This is a genomic window from Bacillus sp. FSL K6-2865 (assembly GCF_040311405.1).
In the GTDB taxonomy this organism is placed as follows: domain Bacteria; phylum Bacillota; class Bacilli; order Bacillales; family Bacillaceae; genus Bacillus; species Bacillus velezensis.
The window spans coordinates 2,040,118-2,065,931 of the sequence record NZ_CP152036.1 but is presented as its reverse complement, the minus strand read 5'-3'; the positions used below and the strand labels follow the sequence as shown (position 1 = coordinate 2,065,931).

The 25,814-nt window shown below is 41.2% G+C and carries 19 protein-coding genes; 9 read left to right on the top strand and 10 right to left on the bottom strand.

All coding sequences use genetic code 11. The features are described 5' to 3' along the window. The first annotated feature begins 55 nt into the window (after positions 1-55). The 5 genes from bamC to NYE42_RS10240 all read left to right on the top strand — a co-directional run bounded on the left by bamC (position 56) and on the right by NYE42_RS10240 (position 13,364). On the top strand, positions 56-7,915 hold the full coding sequence (bamC, locus tag NYE42_RS10260) for a bacillomycin D non-ribosomal peptide synthetase BamC (RefSeq protein WP_352426997.1): 7,860 nt from the start codon (positions 56-58) through the stop codon (positions 7,913-7,915). Positions 7,916-8,239: 324 nt separating this feature from the next. Continuing rightward, a complete protein-coding gene (locus tag NYE42_RS10255; RefSeq protein WP_352426996.1) occupies positions 8,240-9,778 on the top strand; it encodes a glycoside hydrolase family 43 protein in 1,539 nt (512 codons plus the stop codon). Positions 9,779-9,839: 61 nt separating this feature from the next. Beyond that, the gene (locus tag NYE42_RS10250; RefSeq protein WP_352426995.1) at positions 9,840-11,111 is read left to right on the top strand and encodes a glucuronoxylanase; all 1,272 of its coding nucleotides are present in this window, start codon (positions 9,840-9,842) and stop codon (positions 11,109-11,111) included. A gap of 142 nt (positions 11,112-11,253) precedes the next feature. After that, positions 11,254-11,961 (top strand): response regulator transcription factor, encoded by a 708-nt coding sequence (locus NYE42_RS10245; protein ID WP_094032674.1) that lies wholly within the window; start codon positions 11,254-11,256, stop codon positions 11,959-11,961. 2 nt (positions 11,962-11,963) lie between these two features. Further along, positions 11,964-13,364 (top strand): HAMP domain-containing sensor histidine kinase, encoded by a 1,401-nt coding sequence (locus NYE42_RS10240; protein ID WP_352426994.1) that lies wholly within the window; start codon positions 11,964-11,966, stop codon positions 13,362-13,364. 50 nt (positions 13,365-13,414) lie between these two features. On the opposite strand, the gene NYE42_RS10235 is transcribed toward NYE42_RS10240, so the two are convergent. Further along, positions 13,415-13,726 carry a DUF4870 domain-containing protein gene (locus NYE42_RS10235; protein ID WP_007410147.1) on the bottom strand — a complete coding sequence of 104 codons (312 nt, stop codon included), beginning with the start codon at positions 13,724-13,726 and terminating at the stop codon, positions 13,415-13,417. 449 nt (positions 13,727-14,175) lie between these two features. Here NYE42_RS10235 and NYE42_RS10230 point away from each other — a divergent pair, with 449 nt between their 5' ends. Next, positions 14,176-15,675, top strand: a complete 1,500-nt coding sequence (locus NYE42_RS10230) for a cellulase family glycosylhydrolase (RefSeq protein WP_352426993.1) — start codon at positions 14,176-14,178, stop codon at positions 15,673-15,675. A 257-nt stretch (positions 15,676-15,932) separates the two neighbouring features. Continuing rightward, a complete protein-coding gene (locus NYE42_RS10225; protein WP_039063171.1) occupies positions 15,933-17,069 on the top strand; it encodes a choline esterase in 1,137 nt (378 codons plus the stop codon). A gap of 291 nt (positions 17,070-17,360) precedes the next feature. Here the strand turns inward: NYE42_RS10225 and NYE42_RS10220 are convergent, their stop codons facing one another. The 5 genes from NYE42_RS10220 to NYE42_RS10200 all read right to left on the bottom strand — a co-directional run bounded on the left by NYE42_RS10220 (position 17,361) and on the right by NYE42_RS10200 (position 21,342). Further along, positions 17,361-17,630: a hypothetical protein gene (locus tag NYE42_RS10220; protein WP_052250225.1), complete on the bottom strand. Its 270-nt coding sequence runs from the start codon at positions 17,628-17,630 to the stop codon at positions 17,361-17,363. A gap of 250 nt (positions 17,631-17,880) precedes the next feature. Beyond that, a complete protein-coding gene (locus NYE42_RS10215; protein WP_144664855.1) occupies positions 17,881-18,090 on the bottom strand; it encodes a bacteriocin-like WGxF protein in 210 nt (69 codons plus the stop codon). A 13-nt stretch (positions 18,091-18,103) separates the two neighbouring features. Beyond that, entirely contained in the window at positions 18,104-18,724 is a 621-nt protein-coding gene (locus NYE42_RS10210; RefSeq protein ID WP_059367392.1) for an ABC transporter ATP-binding protein, read from the bottom strand. Continuing rightward, positions 18,721-20,886: a DUF1430 domain-containing protein gene (locus tag NYE42_RS10205; RefSeq protein ID WP_352426992.1), complete on the bottom strand. Its 2,166-nt coding sequence runs from the start codon at positions 20,884-20,886 to the stop codon at positions 18,721-18,723. Before NYE42_RS10205 ends, NYE42_RS10210 begins: the two co-directional genes overlap by 4 nt. A gap of 96 nt (positions 20,887-20,982) precedes the next feature. Further along, the gene (locus tag NYE42_RS10200) at positions 20,983-21,342 is read right to left on the bottom strand and encodes a lactococcin 972 family bacteriocin (protein WP_199021963.1); all 360 of its coding nucleotides are present in this window, start codon (positions 21,340-21,342) and stop codon (positions 20,983-20,985) included. 313 nt (positions 21,343-21,655) lie between these two features. On the opposite strand from NYE42_RS10200, the gene NYE42_RS10195 reads away from it, so the two are divergent. Continuing rightward, positions 21,656-22,774, top strand: a complete 1,119-nt coding sequence (locus NYE42_RS10195; protein ID WP_199021962.1) for a DUF2325 domain-containing protein — start codon at positions 21,656-21,658, stop codon at positions 22,772-22,774. A 163-nt stretch (positions 22,775-22,937) separates the two neighbouring features. Here NYE42_RS10195 and NYE42_RS10190 read toward each other — a convergent pair whose 3' ends face one another. The 4 genes from NYE42_RS10190 to NYE42_RS10175 all read right to left on the bottom strand — a co-directional run bounded on the left by NYE42_RS10190 (position 22,938) and on the right by NYE42_RS10175 (position 25,130). Beyond that, positions 22,938-23,216, bottom strand: a complete 279-nt coding sequence (locus NYE42_RS10190) for a hypothetical protein (protein WP_144664859.1) — start codon at positions 23,214-23,216, stop codon at positions 22,938-22,940. A gap of 172 nt (positions 23,217-23,388) precedes the next feature. After that, positions 23,389-23,529 (bottom strand): hypothetical protein, encoded by a 141-nt coding sequence (locus tag NYE42_RS10185; protein WP_186314450.1) that lies wholly within the window; start codon positions 23,527-23,529, stop codon positions 23,389-23,391. Beyond that, positions 23,526-24,623: a Rap family tetratricopeptide repeat protein gene (locus NYE42_RS10180; RefSeq protein WP_232321919.1), complete on the bottom strand. Its 1,098-nt coding sequence runs from the start codon at positions 24,621-24,623 to the stop codon at positions 23,526-23,528. Before NYE42_RS10180 ends, NYE42_RS10185 begins: the two co-directional genes overlap by 4 nt. 363 nt (positions 24,624-24,986) lie before the next feature. After that, entirely contained in the window at positions 24,987-25,130 is a 144-nt protein-coding gene (locus tag NYE42_RS10175) for a putative holin-like toxin (RefSeq protein ID WP_219622380.1), read from the bottom strand. 265 nt (positions 25,131-25,395) lie between these two features. On the opposite strand from NYE42_RS10175, the gene NYE42_RS10170 reads away from it, so the two are divergent. Continuing rightward, on the top strand, positions 25,396-25,731 hold the full coding sequence (locus NYE42_RS10170) for a hypothetical protein (protein ID WP_031379082.1): 336 nt from the start codon (positions 25,396-25,398) through the stop codon (positions 25,729-25,731). Positions 25,732-25,814 lie beyond the last annotated feature (83 nt).

The following is a 25,814-nucleotide window of genomic DNA, read 5'->3' as shown; positions in this document are numbered from 1 at the left end:
TGATGTTTTTACGGGGACAGCGGTCAGCCGGCTAAAACTTACTGGAGGGATATTAATGTCAGAATTTAAGCAACAGGAGTTGTTCTGGAGCAGCATGTTCGATGCGGAAGATCGTCCCAGTGCAATCCCTTCGTTTCAAATGTCGGACTCAACAATAGAGCACGAGGCGCCGAGTGCACCCAACCGTATTCACAGTTCATTGAGCTCCGATGTATCCCTGCGCATCATGAAGATGACGAATAAATCGCCAATGGCCGTTTATATGGTTCTCCTGGTCGGAATCGAGTGTCTTTTGTACAAATATACGGGGGAAGAGGGCGTTATTGTAGGTGTACCGACCTTTGAAGACGAAACCGATGAAGACCTTCGTTTAGATCAAGTCATGTTAATCAAACAAAACATAAATGCGGACGGCACGTTTAAATCCATATTTAATGAATTCAAGCATACGCTGAACGGAGCCATTTTACATCAGCACGTTCCTTTCGATAAAATGGCCGGTCCATTAAATCTGAACTACGATTCAAATCATTTGCCAATGATTCACACGATCGTATCACTAGATCAGCTTCACCCCATTCGTTTTATAGAAACGGCTGCTGCTGATACGTTATTTCAGTTTTCTATAGAAAATGATTCGATTCATTTAAAGTTAACTTATAATGAACAAGCTTATGATCGCCAGTATATGATGCAAGTGATCGAACATGTAAACCGGATTTTTTCGATTTTGTTATTCCAACCCGACCTTATGATCCGACAGCTTAATATTCTGTCAGACTCAGAGACAAATCAACTCATCGCCTATAATCAAACGGCTGCAGAGTATCCAAAAGAAAAAACGATTCATCAATTTTTGGAGGAACAAGCGGAACGTACCCCTGATCAAACGGCTGTTGTCTACGAGGATAGCCGTCTGACGTACCGGGAATTGAATGAAAGGGCGAATCAACTCGCTCGGACACTGCAATCTGAGGGCGTGCAGCCGGATCAGCCGGTCGGGATTATGGCCGAACGCTCCCTGGATATGATTGTAGGGATCTTCGGGATCTTGAAAGCCGGCGGGGCGTATGTACCGATTGACCCGGGCTATCCGGAGGAACGGGTTCGATACATATTGGAGGATTCGGATACGAAGTTGTTACTCGTGCAGAATCAATCGCAAGAGAGAGTACCTTTTACGGGGAAAGTGCTGGATATGAAAGATCCGCAAAACTTTTGTGGAGACGGGTCGAATGTAGAGCCGGCTGCTGGTCCGGATCATCTGGCCTATGTTATTTATACATCGGGTTCAACGGGTAAGCCGAAAGGGGTTATGGTTGAGCACCGGTCGGTCATCAATCGGCTGGTGTGGATGCAGGAAAAATACCCTCTCGATGAGCGGGATGCGATTCTGCAAAAAACTGCGATCATCTTTGATGTATCAGTGTGGGAACTGTTCTGGTGGACGATATCAGGTTCCAGATTGGTTCTGTTGCCAAACGGAGGAGAAAAGAATCCCGAGCTGATTTTAGATACAATTGCACAAAAAGGTGTCAGCACAATGCATTTTGTACCGGCGATGCTGCATGCCTTCCTGGAATCCATGGATCAGAAGCCAAGCGGGATGTTGAAACAAAAATTAGCGTCATTAAGACATGTGTTTGCAAGCGGTGAGGCTTTGAAGCCTGTACATGTCGCAGGCTTCAAACGCATCATAACGTCGGTGAGCCAGGCTCAAATCATCAACTTGTACGGACCGACTGAGGCAACAATTGATGTATCATACTTTGATTGCCAGACGGAAGAAATGTATGCATCGATTCCGATAGGCAAACCGATTTCCAACATTCAATTGTATATATTACATGCTGATTTGGAACATATGCAGCCGATCGGTGTGGCGGGAGAACTGTGCATAGCGGGCGATGGGCTTGCAAGGGGCTACTTGAATCGTCCCGAACTGACGGCCGAGAAGTTTGTAAACCATCCGATTGCATCAGGAGAACGGATATACCGGACGGGAGACTTGGCAAGATGGCTGCCGGACGGCAATATCGAGTATTTGGGCCGGATTGATCACCAGGTGAAAATCCGCGGTTACCGCATTGAAATCGGCGAAGTCGAAGGCGCTTTTTTTCAGCTGCCGGCGATCAAAGAAGCCATCGTTATCGCCCGGGAAATCGATGGGGAAACATCCTTGTGCGCCTATTATACCGCACAACATGCTTTAACTGCAGGCGAGCTCCGTGAAGAGCTGTCCCGGCAGCTTCCATCCTATATGATACCTGCGTATTTCGTTCAGCTGGAAGAGATGCCGCTTACTTTCAACGGGAAAATAGACCGTAAATCCCTTCCTTCTCCAAGAGAGAATCTTACAGGCATGAACTATGAAGCTCCTCGAACAGAACTGGAAAAAATACTGGCCGCGGTGTGGGAGTCGGTCTTAGGCTTAGAACGGGTCGGAATCTCAGATCATTTCTTCGAATTGGGGGGCGATTCCATTAAGTCGATTCAAGTGTCCTCAAGATTATACCAAGCCGGGTATAAGTTTGAAATCAAACACTTGTTTAAATACCCAACGATCTCCGAGCTTGTTCTATACGTAGAGCCGGTAACCCGAATCGCAGAACAAGGAGAAATCAAAGGCCGGGCGCTGCTGACCCCGATACAGCATTGGTTTTTTGACCAGAAATACCCGGAATTACACCATTATAATCAAGCGGTTATGCTTTATTGGAAAGAGGGACTGGATGAATCAAAGCTTCGGGACGTCATGAAGAAGATCACGGAGCATCACGATGCTTTGCGCATGGTCTATGTTCCGACAGAAGATGGATATGAAGCCCGAAATCGCGGGATCGATGAAGGTGATCTGTTCAGCCTTGAAGTGATCTCATTACGCGAAGAAAACAATGTGTCCCAGACGATTGAAACCATTTCCAATGAGATTCAGCAATCCATTCATTTAGCCGAAGGACCGCTCATGAAACTGGGATTGTTCCGGTGTCAAGAGGGAGATCATTTGCTGATTGCGGTTCATCATCTGGTCATCGACGGCGTATCGTGGAGGATTTTACTTGAGGATATAGCGGCAGCTTATGATCAGCTTCAAAACGGCGAAGCGATCCGGCTTCCGAAGAAAACGGACTCTTACCTGTTATGGGCTGAACAGTTGAATCGTTATGCAGAAAGTCAGGAATTCGAAGCGGAAAATCAATACTGGTTCAGACAGAAACATAATCCGCAGCATACATTGCCAAAGGACAATGAACAGGAGACCGGTCTGGCCAAAGACAAGGAAACGGTCATCGTTCAATGGACCGTTGAGGAAACCGAACGTTTATTAAAAAACGCTCACCGGGCTTATTCGACCGATATGAACGATTTATTACTGACCGGTCTGGGAACTGCTATTCATCGTTGGTCCGGATGTGAAGACATTCTCATTGATCTTGAAGGACACGGCAGAGAGTCTATCATTCCGGATCTCGATATTTCGCGTACGGTGGGATGGTTCACAAGCCTATATCCGGTTTCGCTTCAAATCAAAGCTGATCAAGATATCCAGCAGCGGATTAAAACAGTGAAAGAAAATTTGCGTCAGATCCCCCAAAAAGGAATAGGTTACGGCCTGATCAAATATTTGTCCGATCACCCGAAGGCACATGAATGGACCGGACATCCGGAAATACGTTTCAATTATTTGGGTCAATTTGATCAAGATGTCCGGAACGGCAAGATGGAGGTATCCCCTTACTCAAGCGGGAAAACAGCCAGTGACAATCGTCCCTTGACCTATACACTTGATATCAACGGCATGATTTCAGACGGCCGATTGTCGCTGGCCATCAGCTATTGCGGTAAACAATATCAAAGAGAAACAATGGAAGCCTGTGCCGCACTCTTAAAAAGCAGCCTGCAGCAAGTCATCGCACATTGTGATGCTCAAGATCAAATTCACCTGACGCCAAGCGATATTTCGTTAAAAGGTATAACGATCGGTGAACTGGATCAATTTGTACAGCAAACGAATCATCTCGGTGACATTGAAAATATATACCCATTAACCCCCATGCAGAAAGGAATGTTGTTCCACAGCTTGATCGATTCAGCTTCCGAAGCTTACTTTGAACAAGCCGCCTTTGATCTGAAAGGTTTCTTGGATATCGATGCATTCAGGATGAGTTTGGCGCATCTGGCCGGAAAATATGACATTCTTCGGACTCTTTTTTATACAGAATGGAAAGATCAGCCTTTGCAGATTGTATTCCGGCAAAAGCCGATTGAAACAGCCGTTGAAGATATTCGCAGCATGAACAGTCATCAGCGCAGCGAGTTTATTGCCGATTTTGCAAGAAGAGATAAGGCGCGGGGATTCAATCTCACCCGGGATGCTTTAATGCGCGTATCGATCCTGCGGACAGAGGAAGACCAAGCGCGGTTGATATGGAGCTTTCATCATATTTTAATGGACGGCTGGTGTTTGCCTCTTGTTACGAAAGAAGTGTTTGAAACCTATTATGCGATACTCGAGCAAAGGCAGCCGAAGCGGGGAGCCGTCACTCCATACAGCCGATATATCGAATGGCTGGATCAACAAGATCACAAGCAGGCGTCAGCCTATTGGCGTAACTATTTAGAAGGTTATGAAGGGCAGACTGTTTTGTTACAAGAACAATCTTCCGACCGGGCGAAAGGATACGAAAAAGGTGAGCATGAGTTTCGTTTGGGAAAGCGGCTCACAGACGAAATAAAACGGGCCGCAAGCCGCCAGCAAGTCACCGTCAATACATGGATACAAACCGCATGGGGCTTATTGCTGCAAAGATACAACGGGAGTCAGGATGTCGTCTTCGGCAAGGTCGTATCCGGCAGACCGGCAGAAATTCCGGGAATTGAAACCATGGTCGGTTTATTTATCAATACCATTCCCGTACGTATTCATACGCAGCCTGAAATGACAGCTGCACAAGTATTGAAAATGAACCAGGAGCGGGCACTGGCTTCTCAAGAATATGATACATTTCCGTTGTATGACATTCAGGCTCAAACTGAGCAAAAGCAGCAGTTGATCAATCATATTATGGTATTTGAGAATTACCCGGTTGAGAAACAAATAGAACATATGAAGCAGGATGACAACGCATTAGACATTCTCGATTTTCATATGGAAGAACATACTCATTACGACTTTACTTTTATAGTGATGCCGGATGGAGAAATTGACATTCGTTTTGTATACAATCGCGATGTTTATGACCAAGCAAGTGTCGAACGGATGCAGACGCATTTCATGCAAATCATGAAGCAAATGGCGGACGATCAGGAAATTCGCGTTCAAGACCTTGATATCGTAACAGCGGATGAGCGATCGCTCCTGATAGATAAGTTCAACGATACGGCGGCTGAGTATCCAAAGGAAAAGACGATTCATCAATTGTTTGAAGAACAAGCGGAGCGAACGCCGGAGCAAGCGGCGATTGTTTTTGAAGATAAGGAGCTGACGTATCGGGTAGTAAATGAACGCGCCAATCAGCTGGCCCGAACCTTGGTTGCCAAAGGACTTCAGGCCGAGGAGCTTGTCGGCATTATGGCCGAACGTTCACCGGAGATGGTGATAGGCATCCTTGCTATTTTGAAAGCCGGGGGCGTTTACGTACCGATCGATCCGGATTATCCGAAAGAACGCATCCATTATATGCTTGAGGATTCTAACGTCTCTATCTTATTATTGCAGCATCATCTTCTGGAAGGTACCGATTATCAAAGTCATACTGTCTTCCTTGACGATCCGTCATCATACGGCGCCGAAGCATCTAATCTCAATCTGAACGTGATGCCAAATCATTTAGCCTACGTTATTTATACATCAGGAACAACGGGGAATCCGAAAGGCACGCTCATTGAACATAAAAACGTGGTTCGTCTGTTATTTAACAACAAAAATGTTTTTGATTTTAATGCATCGGACACATGGACTTTGTTTCATTCCTTCTGCTTTGACTTTTCAGTATGGGAAATGTACGGAGCGCTGCTGTATGGGGGCAAATTAGTGATTGTTCCGAAACAAATAGCAAAAAACCCGGAAAGGTATTTGCAATTGTTAAAATCGAAAGCTGTGACTATTTTAAATCAAACGCCGAGTTATTTCTATCAACTGATGCAGGAGGAGAGAGCAGATCCCGAATCCAATTTAAACATCCGAAAAATCATATTTGGCGGAGAGGCGTTAAATCCATCCTTCTTGAAAGACTGGAAGCTTAAATATCCTTTAACCCAATTAATCAATATGTACGGCATCACCGAGACCACCGTTCATGTCACATATAAAGAAATCACGGAACGGGAAATCGACGAGGGCAGAAGCAACATCGGACAACCTATTCCTACTCTGCAAGCGTATATTTTGGACGAATATCAGCACATTCAGGTAATGGGCATACCGGGCGAACTCTATGTGGCAGGAGAGGGACTGGCCAGAGGATATTTGAACCACCCGGAATTAACGGCTGAGAAATTTGTTGAACACCCGTTTGCCGCAGGCGAAAAAATGTACAAAACGGGAGATGTCGCCCGGTGGCTGCCTGACGGCAATATCGAGTATTTGGGAAGAATTGATCATCAGGTAAAAATCCGGGGCTATCGGATTGAAATTGGCGAGGTCGAAGCGGCTTTATTGCAACTGGAATCTGTCAAAGAAGCGGTCGTCATCGCAATTGAAGAAGAGGGCTCAAAGCAGCTGTGCGCCTACTTGTCAGGAGACGATTCATTAAATACGGCGCAGCTGAAGCGCCATTTGCTGAATAAACTGCCCGCTTATATGATACCGGCTTACTTTGTCCAAATGGAGAAGATGCCGATAACCGCAAATGGAAAAATCGATCGAAAAGCTTTGCCGGCTCCTGAGGGAAATAGACTTACCGGAACCGAATACAAAGCGCCCGGAACGTTAATTGAAAAGCAGCTGGCCGAGATATGGAAGAACATTTTAGCTCTCAGCGACCCGGGAATTAAAGATAACTTCTTTGACGTTGGCGGCCATTCGCTCAAAGTATTGCAAGTAATTCATCAAATCAACGACCGTATGGGAATCAAAATGCATTATCAAGCCGTATACGATTTTCCTACCATCGAAACAATGGCACGCGCCATTCAAGCGGCAGTTTTCGAGTCCAAGACGGATAACGTATTCGTCAAGATGAATCAGAACGGTTCAATCCCTGTGTTCTGTTTCCCGCCTTTAATCGGGTACGGGCTGGTCTATAATGAAATGGCGAAAAGACTTGACGGCCGCTGCACCGTCTATGCCGCTGATTTCCTAGAAGAGCCGTCTTACGAGCAAGAGATCGTTGACCGGTATGCAGAAAGCATGATAGGCATTCAGGAACAAGGGCCCTTTGTTTTACTCGGTTACTCCTCGGGGTCGAATTTGGCTTTTGAGGTTGCCAAAGCCTTGGAGAAGCGCGGACGCATCGTATCGGACATTATGATGCTTGATTCTAAAAGAGCCGTTTCGGTGAATTATTTTTCGGAAGAGGAAACCGAAGAGATCATTCATCGGAATCTGGATATCATTCCGGATTATTATAGAGAACTATTAACCATTCCTTCCATTAAGGATAAAATCAGAAGCTATCTCACATATCACAATAAACTGATCAATTCCGGCGCGGTGAACGCAAACATTCATCATTTTCTATGCGGCGAGTTGACCGATAGAGGATGGACGCAATCAACCGCACAGCATTACCTTGAGTACAAATTAAAAGGAGACCATGTGACCATCTTTGATCCTGACAATATCGAAGAAAATACGGATACAATTCGATCTATTATCAAAAGGATTGAAGAACGGCATCATCACGGACTTGTTCTTGAAGAACAACTGTCAATGGGATCGTTTGCTGGCGACACGAAGTTTGACAAAATGTAAATGTTCAAGTGTAAAACGCCGCTGGCCTGGCACTCAGCAGCGTTTTTATTAAAAAGGCGAGAGTCATACTCCTGTGTTCGTAAGGCTTACTCCAGAGCCGTTCTTGATGACCAGTTGTCATCAAATGGTAAAAAAATCATCATACATTTTAAGGAAAAAGGAGGATGTCAAGTTATTAGAAAAAAGTGTAGCGTATGTTTATAGGTACTAGCTCTATTATTGAGTTGCTTAACTGCGGAGTCTGCTTTTTACTGCCGGTACTGCAATTTGTTCTCAGATGGTAAAAGTTACCTAAATTTAAATAAAAAGGAGGAGCGTTAAGTTATGTGTAAAAAATGTTGCGTATGCCTATGGGTCCTAGCTTTATTATTGAGTTGCTTCATTGAGAAGTCTGCGTATGCTGCCAGCACTCCAATTGCAAAACATGTTGGGAATTCAAATCCGCTTATCGACCATCATCTGGGCGCAGATCCGTTTGCGCTGACCTATAACGGAAGAGTCTACATCTATATGTCAAGCGATGACTATGAATATAACAGCGACGAAACGATTAAGGATAATTCATTTGCCAATTTGAATAAAATATCCGTCATATCTTCAGCGGATATGGTGAACTGGACAGATCACGGAGCGATTCCCGCAGCGGGTGCCAATGGGGTGAATGGCGGCCGGGGGATTGCCAAATGGGCAGGAGCATCATGGGCCCCGTCAGCCGCGGTGAAAAAGATCAACGGTAAGGATAAATTTTTCCTTTATTTCGCAAACGGCGGCGGAGGTATCGGGGTTCTCACCGCAGACAGCCCGACCGGCCCATGGACAGATCCGATCGGAAAAGCGCTGGTAACGCCAAATACGCCAGGAATGTCCGGCGTTGTATGGCTTTTTGATCCGGCAGTATTCGTAGATGATGACGGTACCGGTTACCTATATGCCGGCGGAGGCGTTCCGGGCGGTTCAAATCCAACGCAGGGACAATGGGCCAATCCTAAAACAGCAAGAGTCATGAAATTAGGTCCTGATATGACCAGTGTTGCCGGAAGTGCGTCTACGATTGATGCGCCTTTTATGTTTGAAGATTCGGGAATGCATAAGTATAACGGAAAATATTACTATTCCTATTGTATCAATTTCGGGGGCGCGCACCCGGCCGATAAACCTCCAGGTGAGATCGGTTATATGACCAGCTCAAGTCCTATGGATTCTTTTTCGTATAGAGGGCACTTTCTGAAAAATCCGGGAGCATTTTTCGGAGGCGGCGGGAACAATCACCATGCTGTTTTCAATTTTAAAAACGAGTGGTATGTGGTGTATCATACTCAAACTGTCAGCTCCGCTCTTTACGGGGCCGGCAAAGGATACCGTTCTCCCCATATTAATAAGCTTGTGCATAATCCAGATGGCTCCCTGCAAGAGGTAGCGGCAAATTTTGCAGGTGTCAAACAGCTATCCAATTTGAATCCATATCACCGCGTAGAAGCGGAAACGTTTGCCTGGAACGGACGGATTTTGACAGAGGCATCCTCAGCACCCGGCGGCCCGGTCAATAATCAACATGTCACAAACATTCATAACGGAGACTGGATTGCTGTTGGAAATGCAGATTTCGGGTCAGGCGGTGCCAGGACGTTTAAAGCAAATGTAGCGTCCGCTCTTGGCGGGAAAATAGAAGTGCGGCTAGATAGTGCAAACGGTAAGCTTGTCGGAACCTTGAATGTCCCTTCCACAGGCGGAACGCAATCCTGGAGAGAAATAGAAACTGCGGTAAGCGGCGCATCCGGTGTTCACAACGTATTCTTTGTATTTACCGGAACTGGTACAGGAAACTTGTTCAATTTCGATTACTGGCAGTTTACACAAAGATAAGCAAAGGGAGACAAAGGTACGTTTTCTAAGTCCATAAACGACATATGAAGGAGAGGAAAAAATGATATCGAGCGTAAAAAAAACAATTTGTGTATTATTGGTATGTTTCACAATGCTGTCCGTCATGCTCTTAGGACCGGGAGTTACTGAAGTTTCAGCAGCAAGTGATGCAACAGTTAATATATCTGCAGAAAGACAAGTGATTCGCGGTTTTGGAGGAATGAACCACCCGGCTTGGATTGGAGACTTGACTGCGGCTCAACGGGAGACCGCTTTTGGCAATGGACAGAATCAGTTAGGTTTTTCGGTCTTAAGAATTCATGTAGATGAAAATAGAAATAATTGGTACAAGGAAGTGGAGACTGCAAAGAGTGCGATCAAACATGGAGCAATCGTTTTTGCTTCCCCTTGGAATCCGCCAAACGATATGGTTGAGACTTTCAATCATAATGGTGACACAACAGCTAAGCGGCTGAGATACGATAAGTACGCCGCATACGCGCAGCATCTTAACGATTTCGTTAATTTCATGAAGAGTAACGGTGTGAATCTGTATGCGATTTCTATGCAAAACGAGCCTGATTACGCTCACGAATGGACATGGTGGACGCCCCAAGAAATCCTGCGTTTCATGAGAGAGAATGCCGGTTCCATTAATGCCCGTGTGATTGCGCCGGAATCATTTCAATACCTGAAAAATATATCGGACCCCATTTTGAATGATCCGCAGGCGCTTAGGAATATGGATATCCTCGGAACCCACCTGTACGGCACTCCGGTCAGTCAGTTTCCTTATCCTCTTTTCAAACAAAAAGGAGGAGGGAAAGAGCTATGGATGACGGAGGTATACTATCCGAATAGTGACAACAATTCAGCGGATCGCTGGCCTGAGGCTTTAGGTGTTTCAGAGCATATTCATCATTCAATGGTAGAGGGAGATTTTCAAGCTTATGTGTGGTGGTACATCCGCAGATCATACGGCCCTATGAAAGAAGATGGGATGATCAGCAAACGCGGATACAATATGGCTCATTTCTCAAAATTTGTGCGCCCAGGCTATGTAAGGATTGATGCAACGAAAAATCCTGAACCGAATGTTTACGTGTCAGCCTATAAAGGAGACAATAAAGTCGTGATTGTTGCCATTAATAAAAATAACACAGGGGTCAACCAAAACTTTGTGTTGCAGAATGGAACTGCTTCGCAAGTATCCAGATGGATCACGAGCAGCAGCAGCAATCTTCAACCTGGAACGGATCTCAAAGTAACGGACAATCATTTTTGGGCCCATCTTCCGGCTCAAAGCGTGACAACATTTGTTGTAAAGCGTTAAAGGCGTCAGCATCGCAATAAGCCAATTTTCTTACTTGAAAAAGAAAATTGGCTTTTTTCTGTGGGAGAGAAGTGTTGATTTTTTTAACGATACACAGACATTGGGTATAATAATGACAATGACTTCAAGGAGTGATCAATATATGTCACGGCTTCACAGCAAAGTATTAATCATAGACGACGAAAAAGAAATTTTGGAACTGATCAAAACCGTATTAATAAGAGAAGGCATTGATCGCGTAGTGACCGCTTCGACTGCCCGTGACGGATTGGCTCAATTTCATCAAGAAAATCCCGATCTGGTGATATTGGATATCATGCTGCCAGACGGTGAAGGCTATGATATCTGCAAGCAAATAAGAGACATTTCACACGTTCCTATTATCTTTTTGTCTGCAAAGGGGGAGGAAACGGATAAAGTTGTAGGACTTGCCATCGGCGGGGACGACTACATTACAAAACCCTTCAGCCCTAAAGAAGTCGCATACCGGGTCAAAGCGCAGCTGAGACGGGTCTCTTACTTACAGCCTTCTCAAACCGGAACCGTAATAAAAAAAGGGCCATTTGAATTAAACCAACAACAAGCCGAGCTCACCAAAAATGGAGCGGCTATTGAGTTAACACCTAAAGAACTTATGCTTATGACCTATTTTCTGCAGCATCCCAATCGGGTGATCAGTAAAGAAACACTCTATCAAGCTGTATGGGGAGAAGATTTCTTCGGTTCTGACAACACGGTGATGGTTCATATACGCAGGCTCCGTGAGAAAATAGAAAACACCCCATCAAAACCAGACTTTCTCGTCACTGTGAAAGGGTTAGGCTACAAATTTGTTGTAAAGGATGCGTAAGGATGAATTGGCGATTAACAGGCAGATATATGGTCTCTGTCATTATCGTGACCATCATTACAGTCTTCATTAATTTATTTATTTTTATGTTTTGGCTCGTTTTCCAGGCGAACAGCCAACATGACGAAGAAAGTACACCGGAAACTTTCACAAGATCATTCCGACAATATGTCACGTTATCGAACAATGGTATCACAATAAACAAAGAGGGCCAAAAAGCTTTAAAAGAGCAGAATGCATGGATTCAAATATTAGATGAAAACGGACAGGATGTTTATCATGATAGAGAACCTAAAGGACTGAAGAAAAAATATACGCCTATTGAAATTGTAAATTTACATAAATACAAGGATGAACGATTATTATCAACCATTTACGCCGGCGGAAAAAAAGTAAACGGCAAGGAGTACAGTTACTTTATAGGGTTTAAAAATCCCTCTCTCGGGAAATTTGTCCTCTCATATGATACCAAGGAATTTGTGACGAAGTTCAATGCAGGAACCATCATATTATTATCAATAGATGCATTGATCGCGTTACTCATTGGCTATCTATTCAGCCGGCAGCTCACAAAACCGCTCGGCCGTGTCATTCAAGGAATCCAGCGGTTAGCTAATGGAGATTATACGATCAAAATGAAATCCAAAGGCATTTATAAAGATGTCTTCTATAATGTCAATCACTTATCGGAACAACTATCTTCAAGCAAAAAAGAAAAAGACAAATTAGAGCAAATGCGTGAAGAGTGGATCAGTCATATTTCTCATGACATTAAAACACCATTAGCATCTATTCAAGGCTATGCAGAAATCATCAAAGATCCAAATTACCATCTCACAGCCGAACAGGTCAGAGAGTACGCCCAGATCATTGAGAGTAAATCCCTCTATATGAAAGATGTGATGGAAGATTTAAATTTAACGACAAGGCTGAAAAACAACGATGTGATGTTACATACAGAACGGGTAAACCTTGTATCGCTGCTGCGGGAAACGTTAATTGATATGTTAAACGATTCTAGATATGCGGATAAGTCCATTGAACTTCAAACGAACGTGGAAAAGCTGATGCTGAACCTTGATGCGATATTGATTAGGAGAGCGGTCACGAATCTCATTTTAAATGCCCTCGTTCACAATGATCCTGATGTGAAGATCGTTGTACGGCTTGAACAAAAAGAACGGACCCATGTGACAATTAAGGACAACGGCAAAGGGATAGAAGAAGAGGAGCTGGAAAAAGTGTTTGATCGCTATTACAGGGGCACAAATACAGGAACGACGCATGCAGGCTCTGGTCTTGGAATGGCCATAGCAAAGGATATTATCCAAAAGCACGGAGGGGACATCACCATTCACAGCACCGCGGGAGAAGGGACAACGATAGATATACAATTATCATAATGGCTATACAAAAAAACGGTTCTGCTGATTAATAACAGAACCGTTTTTTCCTATTGTTCCGAAAACACTTTGATTCCTTTGACAATGTTCCAAATGAAAAAATAGATCGCCACAAGGAATGTAACAGCATACGTCGCAAGCAGGAAAGGCCCGGCATGTCTGATATCATTCATACCAAGTAAACCTGAAGCGATGATGCCAATACCAAAAATCAAATAAGGAATCAGATGCGTCCACAAAGATTTTTTCGCATGATATTTCACATCGTCCTGGCCTAAGAAATAGACGATAATCGGAAACAGAAACGGCGCAAAAAATATACTGAAGTAACATAATGAAGACAACATTTTATTTTCTCTCAAACCTTTTCACCTCTATGATTTATTGAAGGGGGAATTCTTCTGGCTGAATCCCTCACTGAAGTACAACCTTATTGTACAACTCGAACCTTAACCCGTATTAATCCGAACCTTACATCAACCTTAAATTAACAAGGACTCGTCTTCTTACAGCAATCATAAGATTCAATGCCATATTGAGACTCATCACATTCAGCGTGTCTACGTTGGAAATACATTTAATTTTTCGATTCGATTGAAAAATGACGTGTAAAGTCCCGATTCAGCCTGGTTTTCTTTGTTCTATATGTGTCAGGTGTGTCTTATTCAATAGAGATAGAGCAAATTGACAGGCTTTTACACCTCCCAAAAACAAGAAATTAGGTTGATAGACAATCATGAGAAAGATTTTTACAATGAGTTCGAGCTCATAAGAAAGAGCCAAAATGATGCGAAGGAGGAAAAGATCAGATATGAAACGGTCAATTTCTATTTTTATTACGTGTTTATTGATTGCGGTATTGACAATGGGCGGCTTGCTGCCTTCGCCGGCATCAGCAGCAGGGACAAAAACGCCAGTAGCCAAGAATGGTCAGCTTAGCATAAAAGGTACACAACTTGTAAACCGAGACGGCAAAGCGGTACAACTGAAAGGGATCAGTTCACATGGATTGCAATGGTATGGAGATTTCGTCAATAAAGACAGCTTAAAATGGCTGAGAGACGATTGGGGCATAACCGTTTTCCGCGCGGCGATGTATACGGCAGATGGCGGTTATATTGACAACCCGTCCGTGAAAAATAAAGTAAAAGAAGCGGTTGAAGCGGCAAAAGAACTTGGGATATATGTCATCATTGACTGGCATATTTTAAATGACGGCAACCCAAACCAAAATAAAGAGAAGGCAAAAGAATTTTTCAAGGAGATGTCAAGTCTTTACGGAAACACGCCAAACGTCATTTATGAAATTGCAAACGAACCAAACGGTGACGTGAACTGGAAGCGTGATATTAAACCGTATGCGGAAGAAGTGATTTCCGTTATCCGCAAAAATGATCCAGACAACATCATCATTGTCGGAACCGGTACATGGAGCCAGGATGTGAATGATGCTGCCGATGACCAGTTAAAAGATGCAAACGTCATGTACGCGCTTCATTTTTATGCCGGCACACACGGCCAATTTTTACGGGATAAAGCAAACTACGCACTCAGCAAAGGAGCGCCTATTTTCGTGACGGAATGGGGAACAAGCGATGCGTCTGGAAATGGCGGTGTATTCCTAGACCAGTCGCGGGAATGGCTGAATTATCTCGACAGCAAGAACATCAGCTGGGTGAACTGGAATCTTTCTGATAAGCAGGAATCATCTTCGGCTTTAAAGCCGGGAGCATCTAAAACAGGCGGCTGGCCGCTTACAGATTTAACTGCTTCAGGAACATTCGTAAGAGAAAACATTCGCGGTACTAAAGATTTAACGAAGGACGGCCCTGAAACGCCAGCACAAGATAACCCCACACAGGAAAAAGGCGTTTCTGTACAATACAAAGCAGGGGATGGGCGTGTGAACAGCAATCAAATCCGCCCGCAGCTTCACATAAAAAATAACGGCAATGCGACGGTTGATTTAAAAGATGTCACTGCCCGTTATTGGTATAACGCGAAAAACAAAGGCCAAAACGTTGACTGTGACTACGCGCAGATGGGATGCGGCAATCTGACCCACAAGTTTGTGACGCTGCATAAACCTAAGCAAGGTGCAGATACCTATCTGGAACTGGGGTTTAAAACAGGAACGCTGTCACCGGGAGCAAGCACAGGGAATATTCAGCTTCGTCTTCACAATGATGACTGGAGCAATTATGCACAAAGCGGCGATTATTCCTTTTTCCAATCAAATACGTTTAAAACAACGAAAAAAATCACATTATATCATCAAGGAAAACTGATTTGGGGAACAGAACCCAATTAGTAAGCTTAAGGCGGACATCAGCAACGATGTCCGCTTTTGTCATCTTAAACAGCAATATAAGGAGGTTTACGTGGCGGATGAACTCTGAAACAGTATATGGGCCTGTACAAATGTTGTTAGCAATCTCAAGAAAGCCAAGGAGTAGATATGATTCACTGAACATATGATGTAATCGTTTCACAGTTTTGAAAAGCGTTTATAGCGCAATGTGTGTATTTCACATCCGCCACTTTTATTACGTAAGGGGGAACAAGAGAATGAAAAAGTATGACGCATTTCCAGAGCCAATTGGCGGCTATACTGTCGGCCGAACCCAGATGGATTTTGAGTACACGGCATCAGATCATACAAAAAGAGAACTGACGGCGTTTGTGTACTATCCGTCCGACAGCAGCGAAGGGAAGACTACATCAGCGTACATGTTTCCTGAAGTCTGCGAAATGCTTGATGAGCAGCCGCTTCTCACTGCGTTGAAGGATGCTTACTCTATAGATATCAAGACCCAATGTTACGACGACCTTGCTCTCTCCGGGAAGGAAAAACGCTATCCGGTGTTATTCTATGTTTGCGGCGGGGGCGGTTCTCCAGAATGGGGTACAGTGATCTGTACAGACTTGGCAAGCATGGGATATGTTGTAGTAAGCATCGGCCATCAAAATAGCACGATGTATAAGCGTAAAGATGGGCGCCTGTTTAATGTATCAAAGGATTTTTCGGATGTCATTATGGCGTTTTCTGAAGATCCGGAGATGCTGGCTTTGGCTGGTAAGATGGAGATACGGCCCGACGATGAAACTGCCATTGAGATGTGCCAAAACGTGCTTACACTGCCGATACTTGACAAGTTAACAGAGTATAGTGAATTACAGGCAGAAGATGTAAGGTATGTAGCCGATTATCTTGTCAAATTGGATTCTGGAGAGCTGAATTCCATCTTTAAGGGCAGATTGTTGCTTGATATCGGCATGGGCATAGTCGGACATTCTTATGGAGGGCCTACGACGGCGATTGTTTGCCGGGACGACGAACGGTTCATCTGCGGGATTGGCTTGGATAGCGGAGCGTTCGGCCTTCAGGGCAGCGACCTTAAGAAACCCTTTTTGCTGCTGTTTTCTGAACCGAACTATAACATGAATGCGATCATTGGCGCTAACAATAGCATGGATACCTATTATTTCTCTGTTGATCGTGCTGCGCATTTAGATTACTGCGACATCGTGTTTACCAGTGTGAATGAGGAACTTAGAGGCGAACGGGATGCCATGGAGATGCGAAATCTTGTTACAGACTATACGAAGAACTTTTTTGATCATTACATACTGCAGAAGGCTGCAAGTGTGGAAAGTCTGGCATACGATGGCGTGGACTTGATCAAGAAGACCAGCAACAAGTGACATAACCGATTAAAATACTCAAACTGAAAAACTTTTATGACCAATTTAATTTATTAAGGACGTAGAGGTTTTTTAATATTACCTTACAAAAAGGGGATGTTCTTAGAATATGGATCCACTTTTATATTCTCTTCACAATTTCTAGTTTACATAATATATATTCTAGGAAGTTGAATAGTGAATAAAAAATTTTGTCTCATTATCCTAAGTATACTTAGATATTGAGACAAAATGAGAAAAAATAGGACTTATTACGATTTATCTTCGCTATATACTATGAATAAGACTTCTTCATTCATATACGTAACAAACTCCGCCTTCTGTAGTTACACACTCAAAATCTTCCCAATAATATTTTCCTTCACTGTCTCTAAAGAAAATTCTAACAGTATCATTACCAAGCCATCTGTATTCTTCAACCTTATCATCAAATTGTTTGTTTCGAATTGGGATTAAATTTCCTGGTTTAGTTGCTGCATCAGCCGCTTGTACTCCAGATACTAGCAAGGCCCCCACCAGTGCTGTAGCTCCTGCTATCTTCTTGAATTTACTTTTTAACATTTTTATTGCCCCCTTTTGATTTGTTGCCTGCTGCTTACTCACTTAGCAGGCAATCTGATTTTATCACCTTGCAAGAGGGAAATTTGTAATATTTTGTAGATGAGAGTATTATTTTCGGGAAAAATACAAAATTATGGCGATTCTTTTTGCAAATATGCTTACATAAAAAAACCGGCGTGTTGGCCGGTCCTTTCTTCTAGAACAACATGTACCCTTCTTGATACTTCGTGAGGAAGCATTAAAGCCTTTATTAAGCCTCGTAATTTCTGCTGTTTGAACCTAAATTCCTAAAGAGTAAAGAAGAAAGCAGAGCTAGTACAAAATAAACAACTACAAATCCGCCCCAGAAGATTACTGCTTGATCAAAAGGTAAACCAAACATTCTAAAAATTATTCTGTGTACCACCCCGGTAATAATGACCAGGATGCTTGCTGATAACGCAAAAGTAAAGTGTTTCAATTTAAACCTCTCCTTATGAAAGATTAATAACTCTGTCAGACCCATTGGCGATTTCTTGATCATGTGTAACACAAATAATCGTTTTCCCCATGCCTTTTAACTGATGGAATAAAGACAAAATAATGCTTTTGTTATATTCGTCTAAGTTTCCTGTCGGTTCATCAGCCAGGATAATATCACAAGGCTTCAAAATAATTCTTGCGATGGCCACACGTTGTTGCTCTCCGCCACTCAGTTGATAAACCTTTTTCTTTAAAAAGCTTTTATCCAGACCAACCATTTCTAAAGCTTCTGTCAACTTTTCTTTCTTAAAGTCTTTTGCATAAGCCGTCGAAAGTTGTAAATTTGTTAATACTGTTTCATTGTCCATAAGGACATAATTTTGAAAGATATACCCTAAGTTCTCTCTCCGTAGTTTCATCACGTCGTTAGGTTTAGGGTTTCGAAAGCCTAAAATCTCAATATCTCCTGAGTATGGAGTATCAAGAAGGCCTATTATATTTAGAAGGGTTGTCTTCCCTGAACCGCTCTTACCAACAATTGAAACAAATTCATTTTCTTTTATCTGAAGAGAGAAATTCGAAAGAACAGATTTTTCATCAAAAGTCTTTGATATGTTGTTGAGTGTAATCATGTTCTATCTCCTTTTAAGATCTTATTCATGTTTTTCCTGTTTAAATAGACACTCAGAAAATAAAGAATAAGCAGCTCGATTACAATAAACAGCGCGATGAAAATTGTTAATTCGAAGATTTTGTAATAAATACTGCATCCTAAACCTATAAGGCAATTGGTTAAAAGGGAAAAGATGATTAAATTTTTATTTCTGGCCCAATATGAATATCCAAAAAGCTCTTTAAGGTACAGCCGATATGCATTTGCGCTGTAATACGACCAAATATAAGCGACAAGAAAGGCTGCGGACAGGATAACCGTTATTGTTAGGCCAATTAAATTCTGTAAGAATTGATTCTGAATTCTTGCTATATTGTCGCTTAACTCTTGATAAACCGAAATTGATGAATCAATTAGATCTCTGGTATTGGTCTTCTCCAAATAAGGAACTATGCGATCATACGCCATGCCTTTTGAAGAATCTGAAAAGAATAAACATGAGGTTGAGTAAGCACCTATAACAGATGGATCAACGTTATCTGTGAAAACAGCAGCTATTGGATCAACAATGTTATTCTTATTGCCGGCATCACCAAGTTGACTATTAAAGGTGAAATACTCCTGTCTATTTTTAGTATAAATGATGTTGATTTTCAATTCATCTTTTTTGAGGGTGTTTAAAGGTTGATTAATCTCCTTGTTATACATATTATCTAATTCAACTTTGTCAAAGAAAAAGTGATCCCTGTATGCAGCTATTATTTTTTCTTTATATTTTTCATACTTTTGTGGAACAAGCAGGTTCAATGTATTTGAATCAACCCTTAATTGCTTTTGGCTTATGGCTTCCCCATTAGCACCGACAATGGGATTTACCTTTAAATAATTAGGGCTGATTGTAATGCTGCGTCCAGAAGGGGAATAAATTTCATTTTTCTTTGTCGTATTTAAGGTGTAAAAATAAACAGTTTTTTTCCCGTCTTTTCTTAGTAAACCATAGTTTTGTGCATCAATGACAAACGCATTTTTATGCTTCTCTAATTGATGATACAACGCGCGAACTCTAACATTTTTCTCCCTGTCTAATTTTAAATCACCATAGTCGATGCCGGTATTTGCAAAGCTTGTTTTATAAGTGTTTTGTGTCTTTTTCCAATACGATTGATTATCAAGCTGCTGTTTGAGATCGAATAAGTTAGAAAGTGAAAACGCAACAATATTGAAAAGCAATATCGTGACAACAATTTTAAAGCCTACAGATAACCATTGGAATTTTTTAATCGGTGTGCTGCCTTTGATCGAACCACTAATGTCGCTGTTGTTAAACAAGATTAGGGTAACAATGATGGTGTATACCATCATGATAAGCGCACCAATCACCGCGTTCCTAATGTAAATTCTAAGATATGCAGCCAGCCAGTCATTTAAACTGAAAGGAAAGGTTAGCAAAGCCACAATAATTGCACCGCAAAATATGATTATAATTAGAGGCTTCAAAAACATTGCTGGGTAAGAAAGCAGTGTTTTAACCTTGGAATACCCCCATAACTTTTGCAGCAGAAGCCGTTTGCGATTTTTAATTACAAAATAAAGGACACCAATAAACAAAATCAGCATAGAAAGCAACACTAGCATAAGCAAAGTTTTGTTAAACATAAAAGCAGTATTCTCAGTGATGTTTTCAAAACTTACTTCACCATAGTCAGCAAAAAGGTTTTGTGCTTTTTCCAATACCTTTTCATCGTTAGATGAAATATAAAATTTGCTTCCTATGCCTATATTCTTTATTTGGTTAAAATCAAAATATCTGATTTTCCATGTCGAGAGTGGAAAAGAAATGCTGCCGATCATCTTCTGATTTGAATGATCTCTTAGAAAATTTGACACAAGCTTATTGCCGTTATGTATTGATGGTTCATTTTTAGGGTTTGTAGAATAGATGTTTAAGCTCTTCTCATCTAAGAAATTGTATTGAGAAATATTCACTTTGTTTTCTTTGGAGAAGGCGACCAATCTCTTTATAAAGTCCTCACTTTTAATTTCTGAGGTATAATCGATTATCAATGCTTCTTTATTGGAGAATAAAGTGTAATAGATTTGTTTGTTAAGAGTGTAATGATAGCTTGACATATTCATTGAGAGCAAAACCAGAATGAACAATATGTAGATTGTTTTCTTCATTGGACAGCCTCCATAAAAAGAAATCCGGTGCTGTCTTGTATTCAAGTTTGACCACACCGGAAGAAAAATTAAAAAATCACTTTGCTATCGTTTTCTTTATTTTGTATCCCAAAAAGCCTTGTTTCCAAAAAGGGTTTGATACACGGCAGCGTAGGTATACCCTTCATCTTTTTTCTTCCATTTAGATTCATAGAATCTTGCTCCAGCCGCAGCACTTGATTTGTGAGTCTTTTTCTTATGATTGTAATTGGAATGAACTTGGCCTTTTTCGAAGCCATGATACCAAGTACCCCCGCCCGGTGTTGATTTAGTAAGCTTCATGGCGCTCATTAAATCTCTTGATTCGTCCAGATTAACTTCCCCATGATTGACATCGTTCGACTGACTGGCAAAAGCAGCTTGTCCTCCTAGAAAACCTATACCTAATACAATTGAAGCAAGAACCTTCTTTTTCAATGAAATCTCTCCTTCTGATTAGGGTTTATTTGGTATTACAAATCAAAATTACCATATTAAGAAAGTGTTTACAATGAGAATCTTAATTAATCTTACAATATATTTGCATTTATTCGGAAAATGGATATAGATAATGGACAAATCAGAGCTTGATAGACTCATAATTCTTGTTAACATGTACTGATAGAATACAAGAGGTTTAATCGTAATAGCCCAAAACCTTCTCCTCTTCCCAAACCGTGTCTTATAGCTATTTGAGGGTTAAATCAACTTCCTATATGATATAAGTATAATCATAAACTGAGGTGCTTTTATGTATAAGGAACTCTTTAATTTTGTTCAAAGTGAAGTGAAATGCATAGCTGAAGAGTTAGACAAGCATAACTTTTCCCAATCAAAACAAATGATTGAGGAAAGATTAGAGTTGCTTGATATATTACAAAGGATTCAGCCGTTAGAAAATAAAGACCCTGATCCTGAGAGTCAGACTGTCGAGGAAACATTATCTGTCGAAAACGATCAAAGCTCAACTAATGAAAAAGATGAAATAGTTAACCAATCACTTTATGAATTTCAAAGAAAAGCAGTTGGCGGAGAACTTCAATCACTTTCAGAGTCACGCCCCTCTTTGTTTATTCCAGAAACCGTAATTCGGGATCTTGAAATAGCTTCAGGTGATATCATTCAAGTTGATCCTGCAGAGGTTGATGGAAGATATGATTTTTCGCTTTACAAAAAAATCAATATAGATGGAATTGAACCAGATAGAAGAGAATTTAGATACTGCATTGTAGAAGCTGTGAATAATCAACTAATTGTACAACAAAGCGCTTTGGATGGCCCTATTCACATAGACGGTCAGGAGAAATCCCTATTTATTAACGATTACACAAAAGAAAAATTTAATTTGACTGAGGGTTCAATCGTAGATGTAGCCTATCTTATGTCTGAAAAGAAATTACAGATTGTATGGAGACATAATCATAACCATTCTTCGCTTTCGTTTGTCACCAGCCCTTCTTCGTCTTCAAGATCTGCAAAGAAAGAATCTGCTGAACAGACTGCTGCTTCAGATCCTTTTGAGGGGAGACTAAAGGATAAAACTGTGACAATAATGGGCGCAACCGAAACACAGGAAAATTTTAAAAAATTATTCGGTTCAGCTGGCATCAATCATCAGTTATTAAGAGGTGATGAAAGTGGAGTGAAGATTAGTTCTGCTGTAAGGAAAAGTGATGCTGTTATAGTTATTACGCCTTTCACTGAAAGACATGCAGGAAGCCAACAAGCAAATAAATATTGTAAAGAGTACAACGTCCCTTTTAGGCAATCAAAAACATATGGAGTGAAAACAATAACTAACTTGATATCTGTCCTGATTTTCTCAGGATTGAATTTGGCATCTATGCTAACTTTTATTTCCGCCTTTTGATTATGCAGCCGAACTAGCTCAAATCGATTTTGAGCTGATACCAAGCATAAACAAGCATCTTTGCCTTGTGCGATGTATTCAAACTAGTATTTTCCCTCACCATATAACTCGTTTAATGTACCTTTGTTCTTGAATCATTGTTTTTCTCTCCTCTTATGCTTGTTTAAAGTTTTGAATGTTCGAGTGCTTGTTTTATGAATGATACATCAAAGTGTCTTTTGCAGTTTAAGTTTTCCCCTTTTGAAAGCTTGCCGTTTTTTAAAATTTTAACACATTCATAGTGTGGAGAGTCACTGTCATTTATGATTTCCCAAGTGCCTTTCAGGTTTTTTTGAAATCCGTAATTTATTGTAAACCGTTGGCCGACTTTAAAAATTGGGTCTTCTTTCTTTTTCGGCTCACTCCATCCCATAGAAGCATAAAGCTCTTTAGATGCACTCATATATAAGCTCTCCTTTCATGTTCGCAGTTTTCACTCATTAGTGTCCAAAAAATAAGCCCTTAATTAAGGCTTTTAACATAAAGGTTGGCAGCTGACATTCTCTCATTAAAAAACCGGCACTTTGGCCGGCTTAAAATACTTTTATCAGCGATCTTTTTATCCGTTTTTCTTCTTATCCCAGTGCTCCATTTTCGGCTGTTTGGAAACCATTTGATATGCCGAGCCATCCGTTTTCTTTTGTCCTATAATCATTTCCTGACACAAGAAGCAGTCCGAGAATAGCAGCAGTAATTAAAACAGTACGTTTTTTCATGACAACGCCTCCGTAAACTTTATTATTTGATCCTTAGCAGTACAAGCTTCCTCAAAGTATTTAGATGACAGATCAGCGTTTTCCTGCTTTTTGTAATACAATGCTGCATTTAGAGACAGGTCAGCGACATCCGACCACAAGTTTTTCCCCTTCAGTACATTCATATTCAAATCAAAGGACTCATGATCAGTCGCATCGTATACAAAGTATATGAGGTTCAATTTTGCCCTGTATACTTCTTCGTTTACTTTATCAGCATATGCAAGTGCTTTACTTCTCCATACCCGCGCTGATTCAATTGATCCTAATTTGTAAAAAACACGACTCAACATGTACATTGAGCGAATGGAATAGACGGAATCGCAATGTTCAGGAATATCCAAAGCCCTTAAAAAGCTTTCCTTGGCTAATTCAAGGCGTTCCTGTCTTTCATAGCATACACCTAGATTAAAATGCCCTAAACCTTCTGAAAGCCCGTCTTTAACTTTTTGAGCGATATGTATTGCGTTTTTATACAAACTGATCGCTTGCTCCCATTGCTGTAGGTCAACTTTATTCATGGCAAAGAGCATGGTGCATTTGATTACACGATTGGTGTAATTATCGACTGCTCTGAAACTTTCTAGCGCTTTTTCAGCATGGTTGAGCGAGAAAAAGTTCTGGCGAATTTCATAGTAGGCAATCGCAGTTTGATAATGGAATTCTGCCCTCTCTATTTCGTCGGGTACTTTGCTGAGTCTGCTTTCAGCGATTTTGTAAAAGTTAATTGCTTCGATAAAATCCTTCTGATAGAAGTTATACAGGCCATTAAAGAGATAAAAATAATATTGAATCATGTCATCTGTACATGTTTCATAATCTGCTTTTCCAAGTAGATGACCTGATTCCCTATAGTTTTCAGTCATGAGTTTAAATCGTGAATCTATGAGATTGAAGTACAGCAACACATTCTGATTTTCTTCCATGTCAGGTAATGCTTTAACAATTTTTCCCCTCATTGCTGTTGCTTTAGGGATATTGTTTTGCTTGATAACTGTATACCATTCATTAAGACTTTGGGCAACCTTTTCAAACTCTATCTTTTTGGTTTCCACCTTCCTCATCCTTTCTTTAAATATTCAGAATTTTGATTTTAGATTATGCGTACTATTTCATAATCTTTTTCAGAAGTCCCAATCAGATGTGCGTCATATTCATTTGTCATTACCTAATATTTTATCACAATTCTAATTAATGGAAACGTATTCTTCACATCTTTGCGGTTGATTTTCGGTCAACGAAAAGATACAATCAGTATAGATTCAATAAGCATTACATGATTATATTTCTCCTTTCTGATGATATTGTGAATATAATACACAGAAAGAGCATACAATAAAAAAGATCGAAGATGCTGGTAACATCTCCGATCGGCAATAGAATAGCTCCTGTAAGGGAGTCGGCTTTTTTCCAAAAGTCTAGTTTATGAGTGGGAACGCCAAGATGTAGGAGTCTGGGGCGTTCTTACTTTTTTTGTTTGAGAAACTATAGGCAAGCGTTAGAATCCCTACAATGAGGATTCCGAATTGAAACATCAATCCAAGTGCGCTTTCTACTGCCATATTCTCACCTCCCTTCTTTCCAGATATGGAGGTGAGCCGAACGCCACTACGAAAAGCCGATCTATTGCTAACTCCACTTTATCTGAATTGAATAAAAAAACAACGTATGACTTTGTACTCTTTCTTCTATTATAGCAACTTCTTCGTCCCACCGTTTCAGTTCTTTAACATTTTGAGGTACGGTGTGACTTTGCCATCAAAATAACCTATGATATACTTTGGATTAAGAGAGATATATTTACTTTTCAAGAAAAAGGAGGAACAGATGAAAAAAACAGTAGTTGGAATCTTGGTTGTAGCCTCTTCTTTATTCATGTTTAGTATTGCTCTATATGCAGTAAACGGTAATCAAAAAACACCAGATGAAGTGTTAGACAATGCTTGGGAGAAATTCGGATTGGTCAGCTACGGAATCGGAGAAACAGATCCGGTTATTTCAATTGGAATGGATAAAACCAAAAGCGAGACGAAGCTGCGAGAATATTTAAATGACAATTTGTCTGAAGACGTAAAAGAGAAATACAAAATCGAAGTTATTAAAGAGGATAGAAAAGTCTTGGAAAAGGAACATCAAAAATATTTAAATGATACAAAGCAATAAAAAACTGTGTGTTCCGAAACCCGACAAGGCAAAAGGGTTTCTTTTTTTGTATTCAGAGGTTTCCTGTGAAGCTTATTAGCCTC